Here is a 17,632-nt window from a genome sequence, read left to right as displayed (position 1 = left end):
ATGATTAAGAAATTTATCATCACAGGAATGTTGTGCCTTGTTGCCAACTCAGTTTATGCACAGAAAAAAACATTGGGAATCAATCTTCAGTCTAAAGAAGATACCACGGTAAGCCCGATTGTTAAAGAGAAAGTTGAAGAATACGCTGCGAAGATCAACGGAATTATTCAGGAAGAAAAAAAGTTAATGGAAAGCGAATTGGCTACTCTTCAGGCAAAAAATTTAGAGAAAGCTGAATTCGACAGACAGAAAGCACAAATTGCAGACAGCTATTCGGATAAAATAGATACAAAAATTGAAGCCCTGGGTTTTGATTTGGATCAGGTCATTCAAAAACAGGTAAGATATTCTCTTCTGAATTCTGATGTAACTTCAAACGAGGAGTTGAAGGCACAATTGCTTAAGAAATACCGTCCCACAAAAAGCCTTGAAGGATATTTCGCTTACGGAATTATGACTTTGACGAATGACAAGCCGGATAATGATTTGGATAAAAACTTAGGTTACGCAAACAATCTGGAGTTTGGACTAAAATTCAATTATCAGTTCAGCAGAACGAGCCCTTGGGGATTGATTTCTGGATTAGGTTTCTCATGGAGAACGGTTCGTCCGGACAACAATATGATTTTCGCTAAACAGAACAGCGATGTGATGTTGGCAAAATATGAAGGGAGTTTAGATAAAAGCAAATTGAGGACTGGTTATCTAATGGTTCCTTTTGGTTTTCAGTATAATTTTTCTAAAATTAAAAATGCCGGAATGGACGTACAGTACAGACCTTATTCAGACGGTTTGAGAATGACCGCAAATGTGTATGGCGGCGTAAAAATGTCAACGAATAATATCGTTAAAGGAGACAGCCAGAGTTTCAGAGACCGTTCAAATTATCAGGTGAATCCTTTTGTTTATGGGGCTCAGTTCACAGTTTCCTATGACAATCTGAGTGTTTTCGTTAAAAGAGATTTTAGCAATTTCTTCAAAGATTCTTATTTTGAAAACGAAAAAGCTTTGGTTTTCGGAATTGCTTTAGGCTGGTAAGATTTTTCACATTTATATTTAACAGAAAACTCCGTAGAAATTTATTTCCACGGAGTTTTTATCAAATTATTTGTTTTAAATCTCTCACAGATCTCACGGATTTGCACAGAGGTGAAGGTAGAAAAATCTGTTGAATATTATAATGCTTTCATCTCAAGCAGATTACGCAGATCTAAAATCTGTGAAAATCTGTGCAATCTGTGAGCAATATATTATTTCAAACTTCCCACCATATCCTCAGGCTTCACCCATTCGTCAAACTGTTCAGAAGTTACAAAACCAAGATTAATCGCTTCCTCTTTTAAAGTCGTTCCGTTTTTGTGAGCAGTTTTTGCAATTTTTGCCGCGTTCTCATAACCGATATGCGTGTTCAAGGCTGTAACCAGCATTAAAGATTTGTCAACTAACTCTTTAATTCTCTCATGATTCGGTTCAATTCCAATGGCACAGTGATCATTAAATGAAACACACGCATCAGCAATCAACTGAGCTGACTGTAAGAAATTATAAGCCATGACCGGTTTGAAAACATTCAGTTCGTAGTTCCCCTGAGTTCCCGCAAAAGAAATCGTGGTGTCGTTTCCTAAAACTTGTGCACAAACCATTGTCAACGCTTCATTTTGCGTAGGATTTACTTTTCCCGGCATAATTGAAGATCCCGGCTCATTTTCTGGGATATGAATTTCTCCAATTCCTGAACGTGGTCCCGAAGCCAATAATCTTACATCCTGAGCAATTTTATATAAAGAAACAGCCAATTGTTTTAAAGCTCCGTGAGATTCTACGATCGCATCATGAGCAGCTAGAGCTTCAAACTTATTTTCCGCCGTTACAAAAGGAAGATTTGTAAATTTTGCAATGTATTCCGCAACTTTTACATCATAACCCTGAGGCGTATTCAAACCGGTTCCTACTGCTGTTCCTCCCAAAGCCAGTTCAGAAAGGTGTGGCAATGTATTTTTTAAAGCTTTAATTCCGTAATTTAATTGAGCGACATATCCTGAAAATTCCTGACCTAAAGTTAATGGGGTAGCATCCATCAAATGCGTTCTCCCAATTTTTACAATGTCTTTAAATTGAACTGCTTTTTCGCTCAACGTATTTTTTAGTTTCTCAACCGCAGGAATGGTAACTTCAACCACTTTTTTATAGGCAGCAATGTGCATCGCCGTTGGATAGGTATCGTTGGAAGACTGAGATTTATTGACATCGTCATTCGGGTGAACTTCAGTTTTGTGACCTAAATTTCCGCCTGCATTAAAATGAGATCGGTTGGCAATTACTTCATTCACATTCATATTCGATTGTGTTCCGGAGCCGGTTTGCCAGATCACCAAAGGAAACTGATCGTTGAGTTTTCCTTCCAGAATTTCGTCGCAAACTTTTCCAATCATGTCTCTTTTCCTTGCATCTAAAACTCCTAAGTCAGTGTTCGTGTAGGCTGCAGCTTTCTTTAAATAAGCAAATGCTTCGATAATTTCTTGAGGCATAGAGCCTTCCGGACCGATTTTGAAATTGTTTCTTGAACGCTCTGTCTGTGCGCCCCAAAATTTGTCTGCAGGAACCTGCACTTCACCCATGGTGTCTTTTTCTATTCTGTAATTCATTGTGAAATTGTTTGAAAAGGTTTAGGCTAAGGTTAAGGTTAAATCAGGCTTAACCTTGACCTTAGCCTCAATTGATAAAGTTAAACAATGTAGAATAATCTCACAATTTATAATCATTATAAATACGCACCTAAATCGCTGATTTTGCTCATGCTTTTTTCACGATGTTTTATTTTTGCACCGAAAATAGAAAGTAAATGGATTTTAAATATCAGGATCCGTATCCAATTTTGAAAGATGATACGGTTTATAAAAAATTGACTTCAGATTATGTGAAAGTGGAGCAGCATGGGGAAAGAGAAGTCTTAACCATCGACCCAAAAGGTTTGGAACTGTTGGCTGAAGAAGCTATGGCAGACGTTTCTTTCATGCTTCGTTCTTCACATTTGGAAAGTTTAAGAAGAATTATTGATGATCCTGAAGCAACCGATAACGACAGATTTGTTGCTTACAACTTACTTCAAAATGCAGCAGTTGCTGTGGAAGGTGCTTTACCTTCTTGCCAGGATACCGGAACGGCAATCGTGATGGGGAAAAAGGGAGAAAATGTTTACACTGGAGTAGAAGACGGTGAATATTTAAGCAAAGGAATTTACAATACTTACCAAAAAAGAAACTTAAGATATTCTCAGGTCGTGCCGTTAACGATGTTTGATGAGAAAAATTCCGGTTCCAATCTTCCGGCGCAGATTGACATCTATGCTAAAAAAGGAAATTACTACGAATTTTTATTCTTAACAAAAGGTGGAGGTTCTGCTAACAAAACCTTCCTTTACCAAAAAACGAAATCTTTACTGAACGAAAAATCTCTGGAAGCTTTCGTGAAAGAGAGAATTTCAGACTTGGGAACAGCGGCTTGTCCTCCTTACCACTTAGCTTTGGTTATTGGTGGAACTTCAGCTGAAGCGAATTTGGCTGCGGTAAAAAAAGCTTCTGCAAAATATTACGACAATCTTCCGACTGAAGGAAATGAGGCCGGACAGGCGTTCAGAGATTTGGAATGGGAAGCAAAAGTTCAGAAAATCTGTCAGGAAAGTGCTATTGGTGCTCAGTTTGGTGGGAAATATTTAACGCACGATGTGAGAGTAATCAGATTGCCCCGTCACGCAGCGTCTTGCCCGGTTGGAATGGGAGTTTCATGTTCAGCTGACAGAAATATCAAAGGAAAAATCACCAAAGAAGGTATTTTCCTGGAGCAGTTGGAGCAGGATCCAAAAAGATTTTTACCTGCAACGCCGCCACATTTGGAGGAAGCCGTAGAAATTGATTTAAACAAGCCAATGCCTGAAATTTTGGCCGAACTTTCAAAATATCCAATTAAAACAAGGTTAAAATTAAACGGAACTTTAATTGTTGCGAGAGATATTGCTCACGCAAAGATCAAAGAATTATTGGATGCAGGACAGCCAATGCCTGAGTATTTCAAAAATCACCCGATTTATTACGCTGGACCTGCAAAAACACCGGAAGGAATGGCCTCAGGAAGTTTCGGACCGACAACGGCTGGAAGGATGGATGTTTATGTTGACGAATTCCAAAGTCACGGCGGAAGTATGGTGATGTTGGCAAAAGGAAACAGAACTGCTGATGTCACGAACGCATGTAACAAATACGGCGGTTTCTACATCGGTTCAATCGGCGGACCGGCGGCGATTTTGGCAAAAGACAATATTCTGTCTGTGGAAGTGGTTGATTTCCCTGAATTAGGGATGGAAGCAGTAAGAAAGATTGAGGTGAAAGATTTCCCTGCATTTATCATAACTGACGATAAAGGAAATGACTTCTTCGCAAATTTGGCACATTAATTAGTTTAAATTTAAAATAAATAGCAAAAATCAGCTTTCATCTTTTGCCTAAGAGGTAAAAATGTTCTATTTTTGCGTAAATCTTTAAGAAAAGAATCATGATGTTATCAGCATTTTGGCCGTTTTACCAATTCATCTGGACAGTTTACTTCGTTTGCATGTTGCTTGTCGGGTTTTGGTGTATTATAATGTTTTTCGGTTTTATCATTCCACTTTGGTTAACCGAAGGTTTGAAAGAATATTTCGGAAAAGTAAAGCCTTTCGACCCTGAGAAAATCAGAAGCAAAATGCTTTATGAGCAGGAAGGAGTAGAAGTTGTTTACAACTCACCTAAAGGTCACGGTCCTTTTGTTCACGATAGCCACGGAAGTCACGGACATCATTAATTGATTGTCAGTTCTTTTTCCCCTGAATTCGGAAAAAGGACTATCAAAGCAAAACAACATATATTTTAAACCACTGTTTTTTTTACGGTGGTTTTTCTTTTTATTTAAATATTCCTCAGTTTATCAGGTGAAATTCCATATTTCTTTTTAAATGCACGGCTGAAATTAGGTACGTACTCATAACCGCATTCCGATGCTATTTCTTTGATGAGAAACTCTCTGTCAATAATCATTTTTCTGGCTTTCAACATTCTGAGTTCATTGATGTATTCTGAAATTGTAATTTTATATTCAGATTTAAATTCAGATCTTATTTTAGTTTCATTTAAACCAAATTGCAGTGCAATATCATGCGTGCTGATCTGCTGTGTGTAATATTTATCAATGAAACTTTTTGTTATCTGAGCAGTATTTTCAGTAGTAGGAATGTTTTTAGATTTGCTGAATTGCTCAAAAATAAGCATGAGAAGTTTTATAATTTTGGCTTCAATCAAGAGTTTCTGTAAAACCCCTTTTTTAGAACTTTCTGTTATTTCCTTAATAATCATGTGCATTTCAACAGTGATTTTTGGAGGTTCTGAATGATTTAATAATATAAACTGATTTTTAATCATCCTGTCCAAAATACTTTTGTTTTCGTTACTTTCCTGGGGATCCAAGAGATTTGAAATATAGGAATATTCAAACTGAATATGTAGAAACTGCATTGCAGAACTGCTTGTTGAAATCAGTTTCGCGATTTTTTTAGAGAAACTGTAATGAAGAATGTAAGAATTTTTTTGAATCGAAATTTCGGAATGAATATCATCTGCTTCAAGACTTATATTGGAGCTCAGGAAAAACACAAGATTGAAGCAGTTTTCAGTTTCGATTTGGTATTCATGATCTAATCCACCAATGTTTACGGAGATGTTTTCGTTTTTGAAAAAAGGTAGATTATTTTCTGATGGCATTTTCTTTTCTGTGAAATCTACCACAAATTTAATTAGAATAATTAAAAATAATTAAAATTAAAATATGAGTTTTGTTATGAAATTCACCTCACTTACAAATCCTGATTTTTCATTTATTATCCGGTCTGGATCAGAAAAATGTGAAGGCATTTCAGTACCTCTGCATTTCTGAAGATTAGATCAAATTGATTTACAATCGAAAGAAATGGCTAAGCCAATTTAATATTATTGGTGTATAAATGTTTCGCTCTGACATTAATCAGTGTAATAATTGTATCGATCAAGTTTTTGTTGTTAAAATTCTACAAAAATCGTAGTTCTACTACAATTTTTCATATTTTTTAGAATTATTTTTTAAATCTCGGAAAAGTTATTTAATTTTAAATAAGATTTCAACCCAAGCACAAATCGAGATGAAAAATAATACTACAAATGCAGATAAAATTGCTGAAAATCATATAGCAGGTATACAGCGCGTGGTGAAACTGGATATAATTATTGAAGGCAAAATCATAAAGCACTTTAAGCATTTTAAACTCAAACAAAGCGTCAGAACCCATCACGGTTTCGAACTTACTTTAGCCCACGATTCCTTAGGCGAAATACAGAATCATGACCTTCAAAAGGCTCAGGATTTTCTTGGGAAACGGCTCACGGTTGTATTTAAATATAAAGATGCTGAAAATGAAAGCCCTGAAAGAACTTTTGTGGGTGTCATTACAAAAGTGGCATACAGTCAGGAGAAAATGAGTCTGGGAAATGTAATTTTGAGGGGGTTCAGTCCAACTATTTTAATGGATTCGGCGCTTCATACCCAAAGTTTTGGTGGAGATCAAGCAGTTAATACTGCAATTATTGCTGAGAGAATCATCAAAGAAACAATCAGTTCAGGTAAATTTGACTACACAATTAATACGCAGAATAAAGCTTACATTAATTACAGTGCTCAATATAAAGAAACTCACTATAATTATCTAGCAAGAATGGCAGAAGCTTATGGCGAACAATTTTATTACGACGGTGAGGTGTTACATTTTGGAAAATTACCTTCAAGTGAGAAAGCTATCCGGTTGACATACGGAAGCAATGTTAATGACATTTGTGTAGAACTCAAAGCTGTTCATACCAAACCTGAGTTCTTTGGTTACAATAGCAGTAATCATTCTAAGCTGCAGAGTTCTGCTGCAGAAATCAAACATTTAGGACAACTGGCGGACAAAGCTTATCAGTCTAATCAGAATATTTTTAAAACATCCTCACTAATTCCTTCTCCTGTTAATGCCAATCTTCCTATAGATTTAGACGATTCTCAAAAAAGTGCGGCAGGAAGCGTAGCGGTTGAAGTATTTACTGTTTCAGGAACGACGACGGTTCCTTTTCTCCATCCAGGTTGTGTGGCAGATATTGAAATGAGAAAACCGGACAGCAATCAGACTTCTTATTTCACGAAACTGATGATTACAGAAGTTTCTCATGAAGTCAACACACGTGGCTTTTATACAGGATCATTTGAAGCTATCGCAGAAGGAACAGGATTTTTACCAAAACCTGAATTTACCATTCCTTCTGCCGAACCACAAATTGCTAGTGTCGTATCAAACACAGATCCTTTGAACCAAGGACGGGTACAGGTGAAATTCGACTGGCAACTCAACGATTCTACTCATTTCATAAGGATGATGAGTCCTGATGCCGGAGGAACTGAAGCGATTACTCAGAACCGGGGTTTTGTAGCAATCCCTGAAGTAGGAGATCAGGTAATGGTTGGCTTTGAATATCATCATCCGGATTTTCCTTTTGCTATGGGTGGAATGTTTCACGGTCAGGTTGGGCTGGGGGGTGGTTTGAATAATCATATCAAATCTATCCAAACCCGAAGTGGAAATAAAGTGATTTTTAATGATGAAGAAGGCAGTATATTTATTGAGGATCCAAGTGGGAATACCTATTTTATGGATGGGAAAGGCAATATTGCAGTGAATGCTCCGAATGATATAACCTTTACAGCTGGTAAAAACATTAAAATGTCGGCGGGAAATGACATTTCATCTCTCGCAGGAAGCAATATTCTTTCGACCGCTAATGTAAATATTGTCTCTAATGCCGGTGTTAATATGATTGATACAGCAGGAAAAGATTTAATGCAGACTGCAATAGGCAATATTCATGAATCATCAGATATGAGATCTGAAATTTCTGAGAATGAAAGAAATATTCAATCAAGAAAAAGCGATTCGTATGCTGAGAAAGTTACTGTAGTAAGTACAAAAGAAAACATGATTTTACAAAGCGAAAAAACAGTAAAATCACAAAGTGGAGAACAGGGGAATTCACATTAAAATTTTGTATCATGGCTATTTTCAAGAAAGCGAGCAATATAAATATTCAGGTGAGTAATCATTATACTTCATTGTGTAAATTTTCATCTGAAGAATCGGAATCTGTGATTATTGAAGCTACCAAAGAAAATCTGGAACTTTCAAGTCAAAAAAGAGCTGTTTTGCAGGGATTTGGAAAAGGTGGAAAGGAAGATGTTGCTGATAAACGGGTGCTCATCGACCGGGGTGTTGTAAATAAAGGCTATTGGATTAATGAAGGCGGAAAAAAAATAATTGTTAACAGCAAAGGAGATCGCGGTTATGATTGGATTTTTGGAGACGCACCCTCTGAAGCAGTAATGAAAGCCAATGGTATGAGTAAATATGATATATTTAATATTAATCTTACCAAATCATACACTGAAGCTTATCTCAAAACAGAAATGAAAAGTACTTTGGTAGGATTCTCAGATATAGAAGATGGTTTTGGAAAAAATGGGAGGGCACTTGCCAATCATTTTTTTACAGGACAAGGGCAGCCTTTCACTTTTGCAGCAGGCTCTAACCCTTCAAATGAAGTAAAAGATTCTGCACGTTTTAAATCAACTTTTATTTTAGGTTTAAAGACTGAACTGGAAAGACGATATAACGAGAAAAAATATATTAACGAGAGTCCCGCAAAAATCTATCAGTTCACCACAAAATTACCTTACTATTCTGCAGAAGAAGGATTAAATCCATGGGTGAACGAAATTGCTGCTTTTGTAGGCGGTATTCAGGGATGTATTGCAAGTTATAAACTGTATCAGTATGAAATAAGTAAAAAAGGAGAAGTAGAAATAGACAGAATTTCTTTTTTGGATACTTTTGGTGCAGGCTGGGAAGATGGTGGTGCAGGAGGAATGGTAAAACAGTGGATTCCCGGTTTAGTAGCAATGTTTTGTCTTCAGCATTTCAAAAACACCACAGACAAAGCTAAATATCAACCTTTCACCGTAATAATTGATATTGAATTATGAAAATATTTATTTTAGGAATATTACTTTTCACCCTTAGTTCATGTATGAAAAATACAGCAAGAAACATGGAAATCCGATACACTTCGATCAATGATGTATACGGAAATTATGTCTTCAATTTTAATGACAGCACGGCAGGATTAAAAATGATTAATGATTTTGCAGAGAAAGATATTGAGGATTCAAAAAAAGTTACTGATTCGCTTAATAATAGAATTGCAAAACTCGATAAGGATGGAGCATCTCAGATGATGAGTGGGCAAAGTCTTCCTACATCCGCCAGCGATATTACTTTTTACAGTATTCCCGGTGATTTCAGCGGCGAACCAAAAAATGATGATATCTTGATTGAATATGAATTGGATGAAAATAATTTTAAAATACAAAAATTAAATATTCCCAAAGCCAAAAAGAAGACCCAAATTCCACTAACTGTAGAAAATCACGCTTTAAATAAAGGAATTGTAAAGGTTTCAGCAAAAAGTATAGATCTTAATACACTTTATAATATTATCGATGAAATTAATAAAGCAGAATTTCATCATAATTCTGAACAGTATGTGTATTTAATACAGGGAGAAGGAGAAAAGCTATTGATGTCTATCCATTACGAACAAAGTGGGAAGTATTTAAAATTCAGTTTTTAATTGTAAGAACTATAAAATTTAAAAATATGCCCGGAGTAGAATTTGACAGTAAGACTTCCATTTTCAGAAAAGGAATTGAACCAACGCAGGTGAAGAGTATTAAACTTTTGACTGATTTGGACGATGGCTCTGCCAACAATAAGAGTACGACAATCGTGGAAAAATCAGGAATTGTATTTGGTAATACACACAAATTCGCGATTGAATCGTATACTAATCAAGATCCTAAAGATGAAAGTGTCATCAAATGGGCAGTAAGTTACACTGATTCTGAAACTGGTCAATATTACCAAAATACTTTGGAAGATATTGTCACCGGAGATACGGTTAGTATTACTTTCTCAAATAAAAATATGTGTGGAAATAATCTTAAAGTAAAAGCTTATATTAATGATATTGACAATGAAGGTGGATTAGCTCTCTTTAAACATAACAGATTTAGATTTTTTGACAGGCAAATCTTAATTGATGATGTAAATAAACGAAAAAATGATGCATGGCTTATTAATCAGGACGATACAAATACCTGCGGCCCGAGTGCAATAATGTATGCTTTTGCTAAAAAAGATAAAGAAGCCTATTCAAAATTTATACTTGATTTGCATCGCAAAGGATATGCAAAACATAATAATTATATTATAGACATCAGTAGTGATGGAGATTTGCACGATATTGCAGATACAATCCTGCAATTAAAAATAACTTTCCTAAAAGTATGGCTTCTTGTGATTGGATTCCTAATATCTGTATAACAGATCAGGAAAATTCAATCTATGATTACGAGGGTGATACAAAAGAAGATTTTTCTGCAATCACGTTGCCGTCGCGTCTGGAGAAACTTGCGAAATCGCTTTTAGGCTACACTGATGTTAGTGATACCACAAATTTGTATTTCAGAAAATCAGGGTGGTTATGGGGATCAACTTTAGAAAACATCGCAGAGTTAATGAATTTAAAAGAAACTGGTTATGAAGTTTTTTTACTTGTCAACATGGGACTTTTTAATGATACAATGTCAGGAGATTTTGCTTTTCCTCAGCATTGGATTGTATTAGAAAGTATTTCTCACTCTCAAACTGATTCAGGATATGTCGACATTTCAATTTACACATGGGGAAGAAATCCAAAAACAAAATATAATTACAACAAAATAAGACATGAAGTATTCAGAACTAATTATTTCGGGTATGTTAAGGCAAAATAAATTTTTACTTATTATCTTATTCTCATTTACAATTTTTATTAGATGTAGTGAGAAAAAAAGTATAGAATGTACAGATGATAAACCCTTGTCATTTATTAATATACATTCCGATAAATCAATAAAAAAGATTAAAGTGTATCAATACAAAAATGATGTTTTGAAGGATAGCATGGTTTTTTTTGAAAATAAGACGGCTAGTGAAGATTACATATTCTCTAAAGACGGCTCGAACTATTCGATAGAATTAAAAAATAACTATATTTTTAAAGACAGATTTAAAATCATGACTGATAACAAAACATTTGTCTTAAAAGATTTTAAAATGAAGACATCAAAAAAAGCAACAAATTATCAACATGAAAATTTGTGTGAATTAAATGAATATACCTTAAACAATCAATTAAAATCAAATAGCGCTATAATTATTGATGCAGATATTGACTAATCAATGAAATTAAAAACGAAGCGTTTTGCTATGGGTATATCGAAATGTATTCAATCTAAAATCTTTCTAATAATTTTCTTATTGTTTATAGTTACGTCATGCTCACAAAAAATAAAGCTTAAAAATGTAATTTATTTTTATAAGTTATATGGTCAAGTATACATCTTCAAAATAATTTGGACATTTTAGAACAAATTATTATGGATATATAAAAGCAAAATAATATGAAAGTAAACTTAATTTCTTTATTAATAAGCATTGTTTCAATGATACAGCTTGTTTTCATAATATATCAGATTGTTAATTATATTACACCTCCTGTAACTATTAATGGTCATAGATATATGCTAACAAGTAATATTCTGAAATCCATTTCTTATAGTTTTTCATTATCTGTAATGATCTTTTTTATAACGAGAAAAGTTATAAAAAGAAGGAGGTCGAGATAAAAGTAAGTTTGTTAATGAAGAAATGATTTATTATAAATGTAGAATTCTATTATCGGTTTAAAGATATTTCGATTTGATATGACACAATTAAAAAACCAAATATCATAGAAAACTATTTTTTTTGAGCATCTCTAAAAATCAACAAAACAGTTGTCGTAAAGATTTTAAAATGAAGACATCAAAAAAGCAACACATTACCAACATGAAAATTTAATGCATTAAAAGAATATACTTTAAACAATCTTAGGGTCAAATAGCGCTATAAAATTGATGCAAATAGTGATAAACTACGAAAATAAAAAACGCTATTTTAATCGAAGAAAAAAAATTCCAGTGAAGAAAAATTACCAAAAAAACACTCCCAAATATAACAGATGTTACACCATTGCTCACATATCTTCCCAACGTCAACATTTTTCGTCATCGATCAATGCCGTTTGAAAATTGGCGAAATAGAGTATGAAACACAACTTTCTTACACAATTTACATAGAAACCGTGGAGAATGAAGAATATAGTGTCCTGATCAACCGCAGCAATCTTAAAGTGGGTGAGCAGAAAATTGACACCAAATTCCTGGAAATTGCCAACCAATATATGGAAGCAATATTTCCTTTGAAATGTGCTGTAGAAAATCATCGGCTGCGGGTTATTAATTTAGATGAAATCAGATTGAAAATCAAACAGAAGGATCAAAAATTAAATGAAATTTACAGTGGTGAAGGTCTAGATCACATCCGTTCTCAATTTTTCAGTGCAACAGAAACTGATAAAAGACTTTCAGAATTTATTAAGCAACTCTATTTCATGAAAGCCTTAAACCTTGGAATGCAGAAATTTGAAAAAAAACAGGATTACTTTCTGCAATGGAATATTCTTCCTATCGGAATGTCAAACTGGAAAGGTAATGTGAAGTATTCTGACGTTGAAAATAAATTGATGTATGAGCCAAAAATTGATAATGCACAGGAGCTGATGAACGAAATGATCCGATATGTGTATCGCCATGAATACAGTCTCGATTTCGATGAAGAAAATATTCCCCTGTATTCTGATTTTATTCATACTGTGAACTACTCAGGAAAAACGGGTAGAATTAAAGATTCAGCAACATCAGTATTTATAGATATTGCAGATAAATTTCACTACAAACAACACCTAACCTTTCAAATAAAATAGATATGGCAAATCCCATCCCATACAAAGTTCAGAGTGGAGAAACACTTCAGGATATTGCCAAAAAACTGGGAATCAAAGACTGGACAAAACTGAAAGAATACCACAACCTGAATGCAGAATCGGGTCAGCAAACTCCGGATATTCCCTATTTGGGATTTTCACTCTTAACTCCTCCTCTTGAAGAGATTTATGAATTGAATGGTGAAGTTCCTCAACCTGATCCTGCAGAAGAACAAATATCAGCAGAACAAAATCAAAAAAAAGAAAAGGAGAAGGAAGAAGAAGAAAGGGAGCAGGAAAATGCCGCAAAGAGCGAACATGACGGAAAATATTTCGTTGTGCACAATGCGAAATGTGTTTGTGACAAAGCAGTAAATCCTAAACAGACAGCCAATTTACAAGTTACTTCACATCAAGCAATAGTTTTTAATGATCAGACAGGAAAATGGCTGGCTACAGAAGATGATAGAACCTTCATTCCGCCAGTTGCAACATTTGGGCAATGCAAACTGAAACCTTCATCTGGTGGTTATCTGCCCTGTCAACTTGCCGCTGCTCCGAAATGGACAAAAACCTATGAGAGTACACAAGTAAAGGGAAAAAATACACTCACGGAAATTTCAGAATTAATGTGCATGGTGGGTGGTAAAATAACCATCAACAAACATGGCCAAATCGATTCTGTCAGCAATGCACATGCAGATAATACAAATCCTTTAGAATTGGCTTCGGTAAATCCTGCGATTGAGCAGCCTCCTAAAACAGACCGTATACCCATTATAGACAGCGTAGAAATTATTATTAAACATACCTCTTAAATAATTTTGTAAATGGTAACAGTAATAAGACCAAATCAGGAATTTACCGTTAAGGCAAACGTGAGTAGAGGAGATACTCGGTTAGTTTCCTGGATTATTTTTCAGGGCCACACCTCGAATGAAGCCAATATTCTAAGTATCTATCCAAAACAAGGATTAGAATTGAATCACTCATTTCCTAATGAAGGAAAATTTCGTTTGGCAGCTTATAATAAAGAAATTCAAACAAAATCAGACTTTCAAAATTCGGCTGAACTCAAGCATGTTGATATTGAAGTAAAATTAAATCAATTAGACGGAACAAAACTGATCCCGAAAAATTCTGATGATTTTTTAGCAGGAGATGTTTTCCGTAAAGATTTTCCTGCAGTTTTTGAGGCAAAATTTCTCATTACGCCAATCACGCAAGCAGAAGTAAGCCGTTTACAATTTGAACTTGAGGATAATGCTGGAAATACACTCAATAAAGGAGTAAAGACTTCAAATACATTTACCTTCACTCCCCGGAATTCTAATGCAAAATATACCGTAAAAGCCAAATATACCAGTGAAACCGGAGCGGTGTATGTTCAGTCTTTTTCAGGAACATCAAAATCGGTTTCCGTAAGAGATATAACCCATACAGCAGAGCTGATAAGACCGGGAACACTCATGAATTTCAGTGTTACAAAAACACAGTTCGGTACGGTAGACGGAGATTCTGATCTTCCAGAACAGGAAAGTATCAAGTGGAATTTGGATAAGATATTTATAGGAACAGGCAGAACAATTACTATCTCGGGAAGCCAGCTGATGCGGAAGAAAAAATATCATATCGAAGCTTATGCAACATCCGCAATTGGCAAAACATCAGGAAGCAATACCGACAGTACAAAAAATGACTGGCATTTTGAGGTAAAAGATAATATTGTAGAAAAGATCAAGGTTATAAAAAAACCAAAATATGGGATTGAAGGAGAATTTGAAATTGAGAAAATGACATTCCCTAGTCATGATCCTGCAAAAGACGGTGCTATAACATGGATTGTTACTGGACCTGAGAGTGCACGCAGTTCTGAGATTCGGTTCAAAAAAATATTTTCTATACCGGGAACATACACAATCAGCTGTAAAATAGGAGGAAGAGAATGTAGAGAACCACTGACATTAGAAATTTTGCAACCTGAAGTAATTGTTGATCGGTGCAAATGGATTGATGAAGATCATAAAAGCGGAAATATTATTACAGAAGCAGGTATCAAGCAGAAGGTCTGTGCATTTGTACATGGAAACGGACTGGATAACGAAAATCTTACTGTAACCGTTTACGACGATGACTCAGCAGGCAGAACAGATGTTTACTCCTGTACTTTTACAACTGACGAGAGCCACAAGACTGGATTTTATATGCCACTTACTATTACGCAGGATGTTATCGATAAAATTAAAAAAGCAGGATTTTCTGATTATGGTGACTTATATTTCAATATTATTAGAAACGGCTCAGATCTACCGGTAAAAAACGGAGATAAAAAATTAGGTGAATATCTCAAAGTTACTTTAGAACCAAAGATTGTAGATGCTTATTTTTGTGATGCAAATGATACACAGAAGCTTTTTAGCAGCTCTTTGGATGGCGCTTTATATTTTAAAATCTACGCAATCAATTTGGTTGGTAGAAAAATAGAAATTACGTTTATTACAGAATCTGATGCATATTGGACATGGGATGATGAAATGAAAATAAAAGATTGGAAAGGCATTAAGAACAAATTTGAAGACGAGAAAATCAGAGACACCAAAACCGGAACTTTTAATGAGAAAGGAGAAGTACTTGTTCCCGTAGATTTATCTAAAATGGGTAAGCCAAAGAATTTCATTCGTTTAAATGCAATGGTGAAAATATTTCAGGATGAAAATGCTGAAGAAAAGCAGGAGGAAAAAGGCTTTTATATGCAGCATAATAATCTTGCCGTTCTTTATCCGGGAGCGACACTTCCTACAATGGCAGAAAACAAAGGTGCTGTGAAAGTGGGGAGGGAAAAGATTCAGGGCGGTGGTAATAATAATTGTGATTGTAAAGAGAACTATAAAGACCTAGTTTGGGGTGAAAAGGTTAGTTGTGATTTTAGAAAAAAGGTTGTGCAAATTTGTGGTGAATTGTGGGGCGAAAGTAGAAAGATGGAAATGGCGAGTGGATTAATGGCTGTTATGAAAGTTGAAACTAACGGTTCATTTAAAGCTCATCAAATTATGGGTAAACCTCTAAAAAATATGAATACAATTACTAAAGATGATTTCTGGTTAGTAACTAAGGATAAAAAAACAGGTAAAGAGAAAAAAACTTCTCGAGCAGTAGGATTAATCCAATTTACACAAGCTGCATTGGAGACTATTGGAGAGTTCAAAGGTGGTAGTGGTTTTGATAAACTGCATGAAGTAAAACTTAATCTTGCTAAAATGGGAGAAATTAAACAATTAGATTACGTAAAAAAATACTTTGAAGGTTCAAAAGAAAAAATAAAAACACCTGAAGATATTTATCTGCATGTTTTCGCACCAGCAGGCGTAGGCAAAGATGATGATTATCAACTATATAAAAAAGGGACACTTGAATATACTCAAAATAAAAGTGTGGACATTGAAAATAAAGGAAAAAAATATGGTGATGATGGAGTAATTCAGAGAGTAGAAATTTTGGAAAGGTATAAAGGCAGTATCTCTGAGGGTTCAGTCCACAAAGTTAAAACATTTACTTGTGGAAATTTTGGATCGCAAGATAACACGGGTAAATCTGGATTCTATATCTATAAAGATGGCACAATAAAATATATTAAGGCTGAAGATTCTATTGCCTACTACGTTCAAATTAAAGAAGGATCAAATGATTTTGTAAAAGTTAATGCTCTTTCAAAAAACTCTTTTGGTTTAGTTAAATTCCCTGACTCTGGAAGTGGATTCAATAGGTATGGTACAGTGGATAGTGGAGGTAAATCTACTATAGAAGATGTTGGTTCAGGTGATCATTATCTTTTACCTGAAACCGCAGCTGCATTATTTGGTATTGTTTCAGAAGTAAAAGATAAAAATTGGGAAATCCACTTTGGAGATATGTCTTCTGAAAATGGAAGTGACCCTACAAGTAGTCCTTCAAAGACAAGTTCACATCACGCAGGTCATGGTCATAAAGGAAAACAGTCAGGATTAAATATTGACTTCAGATATCTTAACAAAAATGGTACAAGTTTTCAAGGCGTAAGCAGTTCAACATTATTTGATGATTCAAAAAATAAAGAGTTTTTCAAAATTGCCTTTAAATACGGTTTTAATAAGAATTATGCGACGGGTAAAAGCTATTCGGGTGTCAACTCAAAAGTTGGAGGTCATTATGACCACGGACATATTGGAGCTCTCTCCATAGCTTTTGAGACGGTTGAAAGTGTAGATACAAATATTACTCAATAAAATTAAAATTTATGTTTATAAAAATATTTTTACTATTAACTGTTCTATCTTGTAGTAGAGAAAAATCAAATGATCACTTAATAAGTGATAAGAAGTTTGACCAAACTATGATTACCAAAGAACAGAAAAGTGAAACACCAACAACTGGTTTTATTGTTTTAAAGAATACATACAAACAGGAAAAACTGCTAACAATTTATAATGTAGATAAATCAAAATGGAAATCATTTTATTTCGATGATAAATTTATCCCTGAGGATATTGATCCTTCTGCTATTAAGCCTGAAAATACTTTGTTAATTTTCAAATGTATTGGTCAAG

Annotated in this window: 15 protein-coding genes; 13 read left to right on the top strand and 2 right to left on the bottom strand. The window is 34.7% G+C overall.

Annotation, left to right across the window (positions count from 1 at the left end; genetic code table 11):
- Window positions 1–1,038 carry an outer membrane beta-barrel protein gene (locus ASG21_RS15895; RefSeq protein WP_056082734.1) on the top strand — a complete coding sequence of 346 codons (1,038 nt, stop codon included), beginning with the start codon at window positions 1–3 and terminating at the stop codon, window positions 1,036–1,038.
- 212 nt (window positions 1,039–1,250) lie between these two features.
- Here the strand turns inward: ASG21_RS15895 and fumC are convergent, their stop codons facing one another.
- Window positions 1,251–2,645 (bottom strand): class II fumarate hydratase, encoded by a 1,395-nt coding sequence (gene fumC / locus ASG21_RS15890; protein ID WP_056082731.1) that lies wholly within the window; start codon window positions 2,643–2,645, stop codon window positions 1,251–1,253.
- Between the two features lie 197 nt (window positions 2,646–2,842).
- Here fumC and ASG21_RS15885 point away from each other — a divergent pair, with 197 nt between their 5' ends.
- Both ASG21_RS15885 and ASG21_RS15880 read left to right on the top strand, forming a co-directional pair.
- A complete protein-coding gene (locus ASG21_RS15885; RefSeq protein WP_056082729.1) occupies window positions 2,843–4,450 on the top strand; it encodes a fumarate hydratase in 1,608 nt (535 codons plus the stop codon).
- Between the two features lie 98 nt (window positions 4,451–4,548).
- Window positions 4,549–4,836: a hypothetical protein gene (locus ASG21_RS15880; protein WP_056082726.1), complete on the top strand. Its 288-nt coding sequence runs from the start codon at window positions 4,549–4,551 to the stop codon at window positions 4,834–4,836.
- 104 nt (window positions 4,837–4,940) lie between these two features.
- On the opposite strand, the gene ASG21_RS15875 is transcribed toward ASG21_RS15880, so the two are convergent.
- On the bottom strand, window positions 4,941–5,813 hold the full coding sequence (locus tag ASG21_RS15875) for an AraC family transcriptional regulator (protein ID WP_128414340.1): 873 nt from the start codon (window positions 5,811–5,813) through the stop codon (window positions 4,941–4,943).
- A gap of 389 nt (window positions 5,814–6,202) precedes the next feature.
- Between ASG21_RS15875 and ASG21_RS15870 the strand changes: the two genes are divergently transcribed.
- From ASG21_RS15870 to ASG21_RS20360, 10 genes are all read left to right on the top strand, one after another.
- Window positions 6,203–8,128, top strand: coding sequence for a phage baseplate assembly protein V (locus ASG21_RS15870; RefSeq protein ID WP_056082721.1), 1,926 nt, complete (start codon window positions 6,203–6,205; stop codon window positions 8,126–8,128).
- 11 nt (window positions 8,129–8,139) lie between these two features.
- Window positions 8,140–9,126 (top strand): hypothetical protein, encoded by a 987-nt coding sequence (locus ASG21_RS15865; RefSeq protein ID WP_056082720.1) that lies wholly within the window; start codon window positions 8,140–8,142, stop codon window positions 9,124–9,126.
- Window positions 9,123–9,773, top strand: coding sequence for a hypothetical protein (locus ASG21_RS15860; RefSeq protein WP_157844534.1), 651 nt, complete (start codon window positions 9,123–9,125; stop codon window positions 9,771–9,773). The genes ASG21_RS15865 and ASG21_RS15860 overlap by 4 nt, the downstream gene beginning before the upstream one ends.
- Before the next feature lie 26 nt (window positions 9,774–9,799).
- On the top strand, window positions 9,800–10,525 hold the full coding sequence (locus tag ASG21_RS15855) for a hypothetical protein (protein ID WP_056082716.1): 726 nt from the start codon (window positions 9,800–9,802) through the stop codon (window positions 10,523–10,525).
- Window positions 10,489–10,977, top strand: coding sequence for a hypothetical protein (locus tag ASG21_RS15850; protein WP_056082711.1), 489 nt, complete (start codon window positions 10,489–10,491; stop codon window positions 10,975–10,977). The genes ASG21_RS15855 and ASG21_RS15850 overlap by 37 nt, the downstream gene beginning before the upstream one ends.
- Window positions 10,931–11,422, top strand: coding sequence for a hypothetical protein (locus ASG21_RS15845; RefSeq protein WP_128414339.1), 492 nt, complete (start codon window positions 10,931–10,933; stop codon window positions 11,420–11,422). Before ASG21_RS15850 ends, ASG21_RS15845 begins: the two co-directional genes overlap by 47 nt.
- 823 nt (window positions 11,423–12,245) lie before the next feature.
- The gene (locus tag ASG21_RS15840; protein ID WP_128414338.1) at window positions 12,246–13,049 is read left to right on the top strand and encodes a hypothetical protein; all 804 of its coding nucleotides are present in this window, start codon (window positions 12,246–12,248) and stop codon (window positions 13,047–13,049) included.
- A gap of 2 nt (window positions 13,050–13,051) precedes the next feature.
- Window positions 13,052–13,867: a PAAR-like protein gene (locus tag ASG21_RS15835; protein WP_056082699.1), complete on the top strand. Its 816-nt coding sequence runs from the start codon at window positions 13,052–13,054 to the stop codon at window positions 13,865–13,867.
- A gap of 12 nt (window positions 13,868–13,879) precedes the next feature.
- A complete protein-coding gene (locus tag ASG21_RS15830) occupies window positions 13,880–17,311 on the top strand; it encodes a hypothetical protein (RefSeq protein WP_056082696.1) in 3,432 nt (1,143 codons plus the stop codon).
- Between the two features lie 11 nt (window positions 17,312–17,322).
- On the top strand, window positions 17,323–17,632 hold a 310-nt coding region (locus ASG21_RS20360; RefSeq protein ID WP_185113741.1), incomplete at its 3' end, for a hypothetical protein.

Origin of the sequence: Chryseobacterium sp. Leaf394 (genome assembly GCF_001424105.1) — a bacterium.
In the GTDB taxonomy this organism is placed as follows: Bacteria; Bacteroidota; Bacteroidia; order Flavobacteriales; family Weeksellaceae; genus Chryseobacterium.
This window is presented reverse-complemented; position numbering and strand designations above follow the sequence as displayed.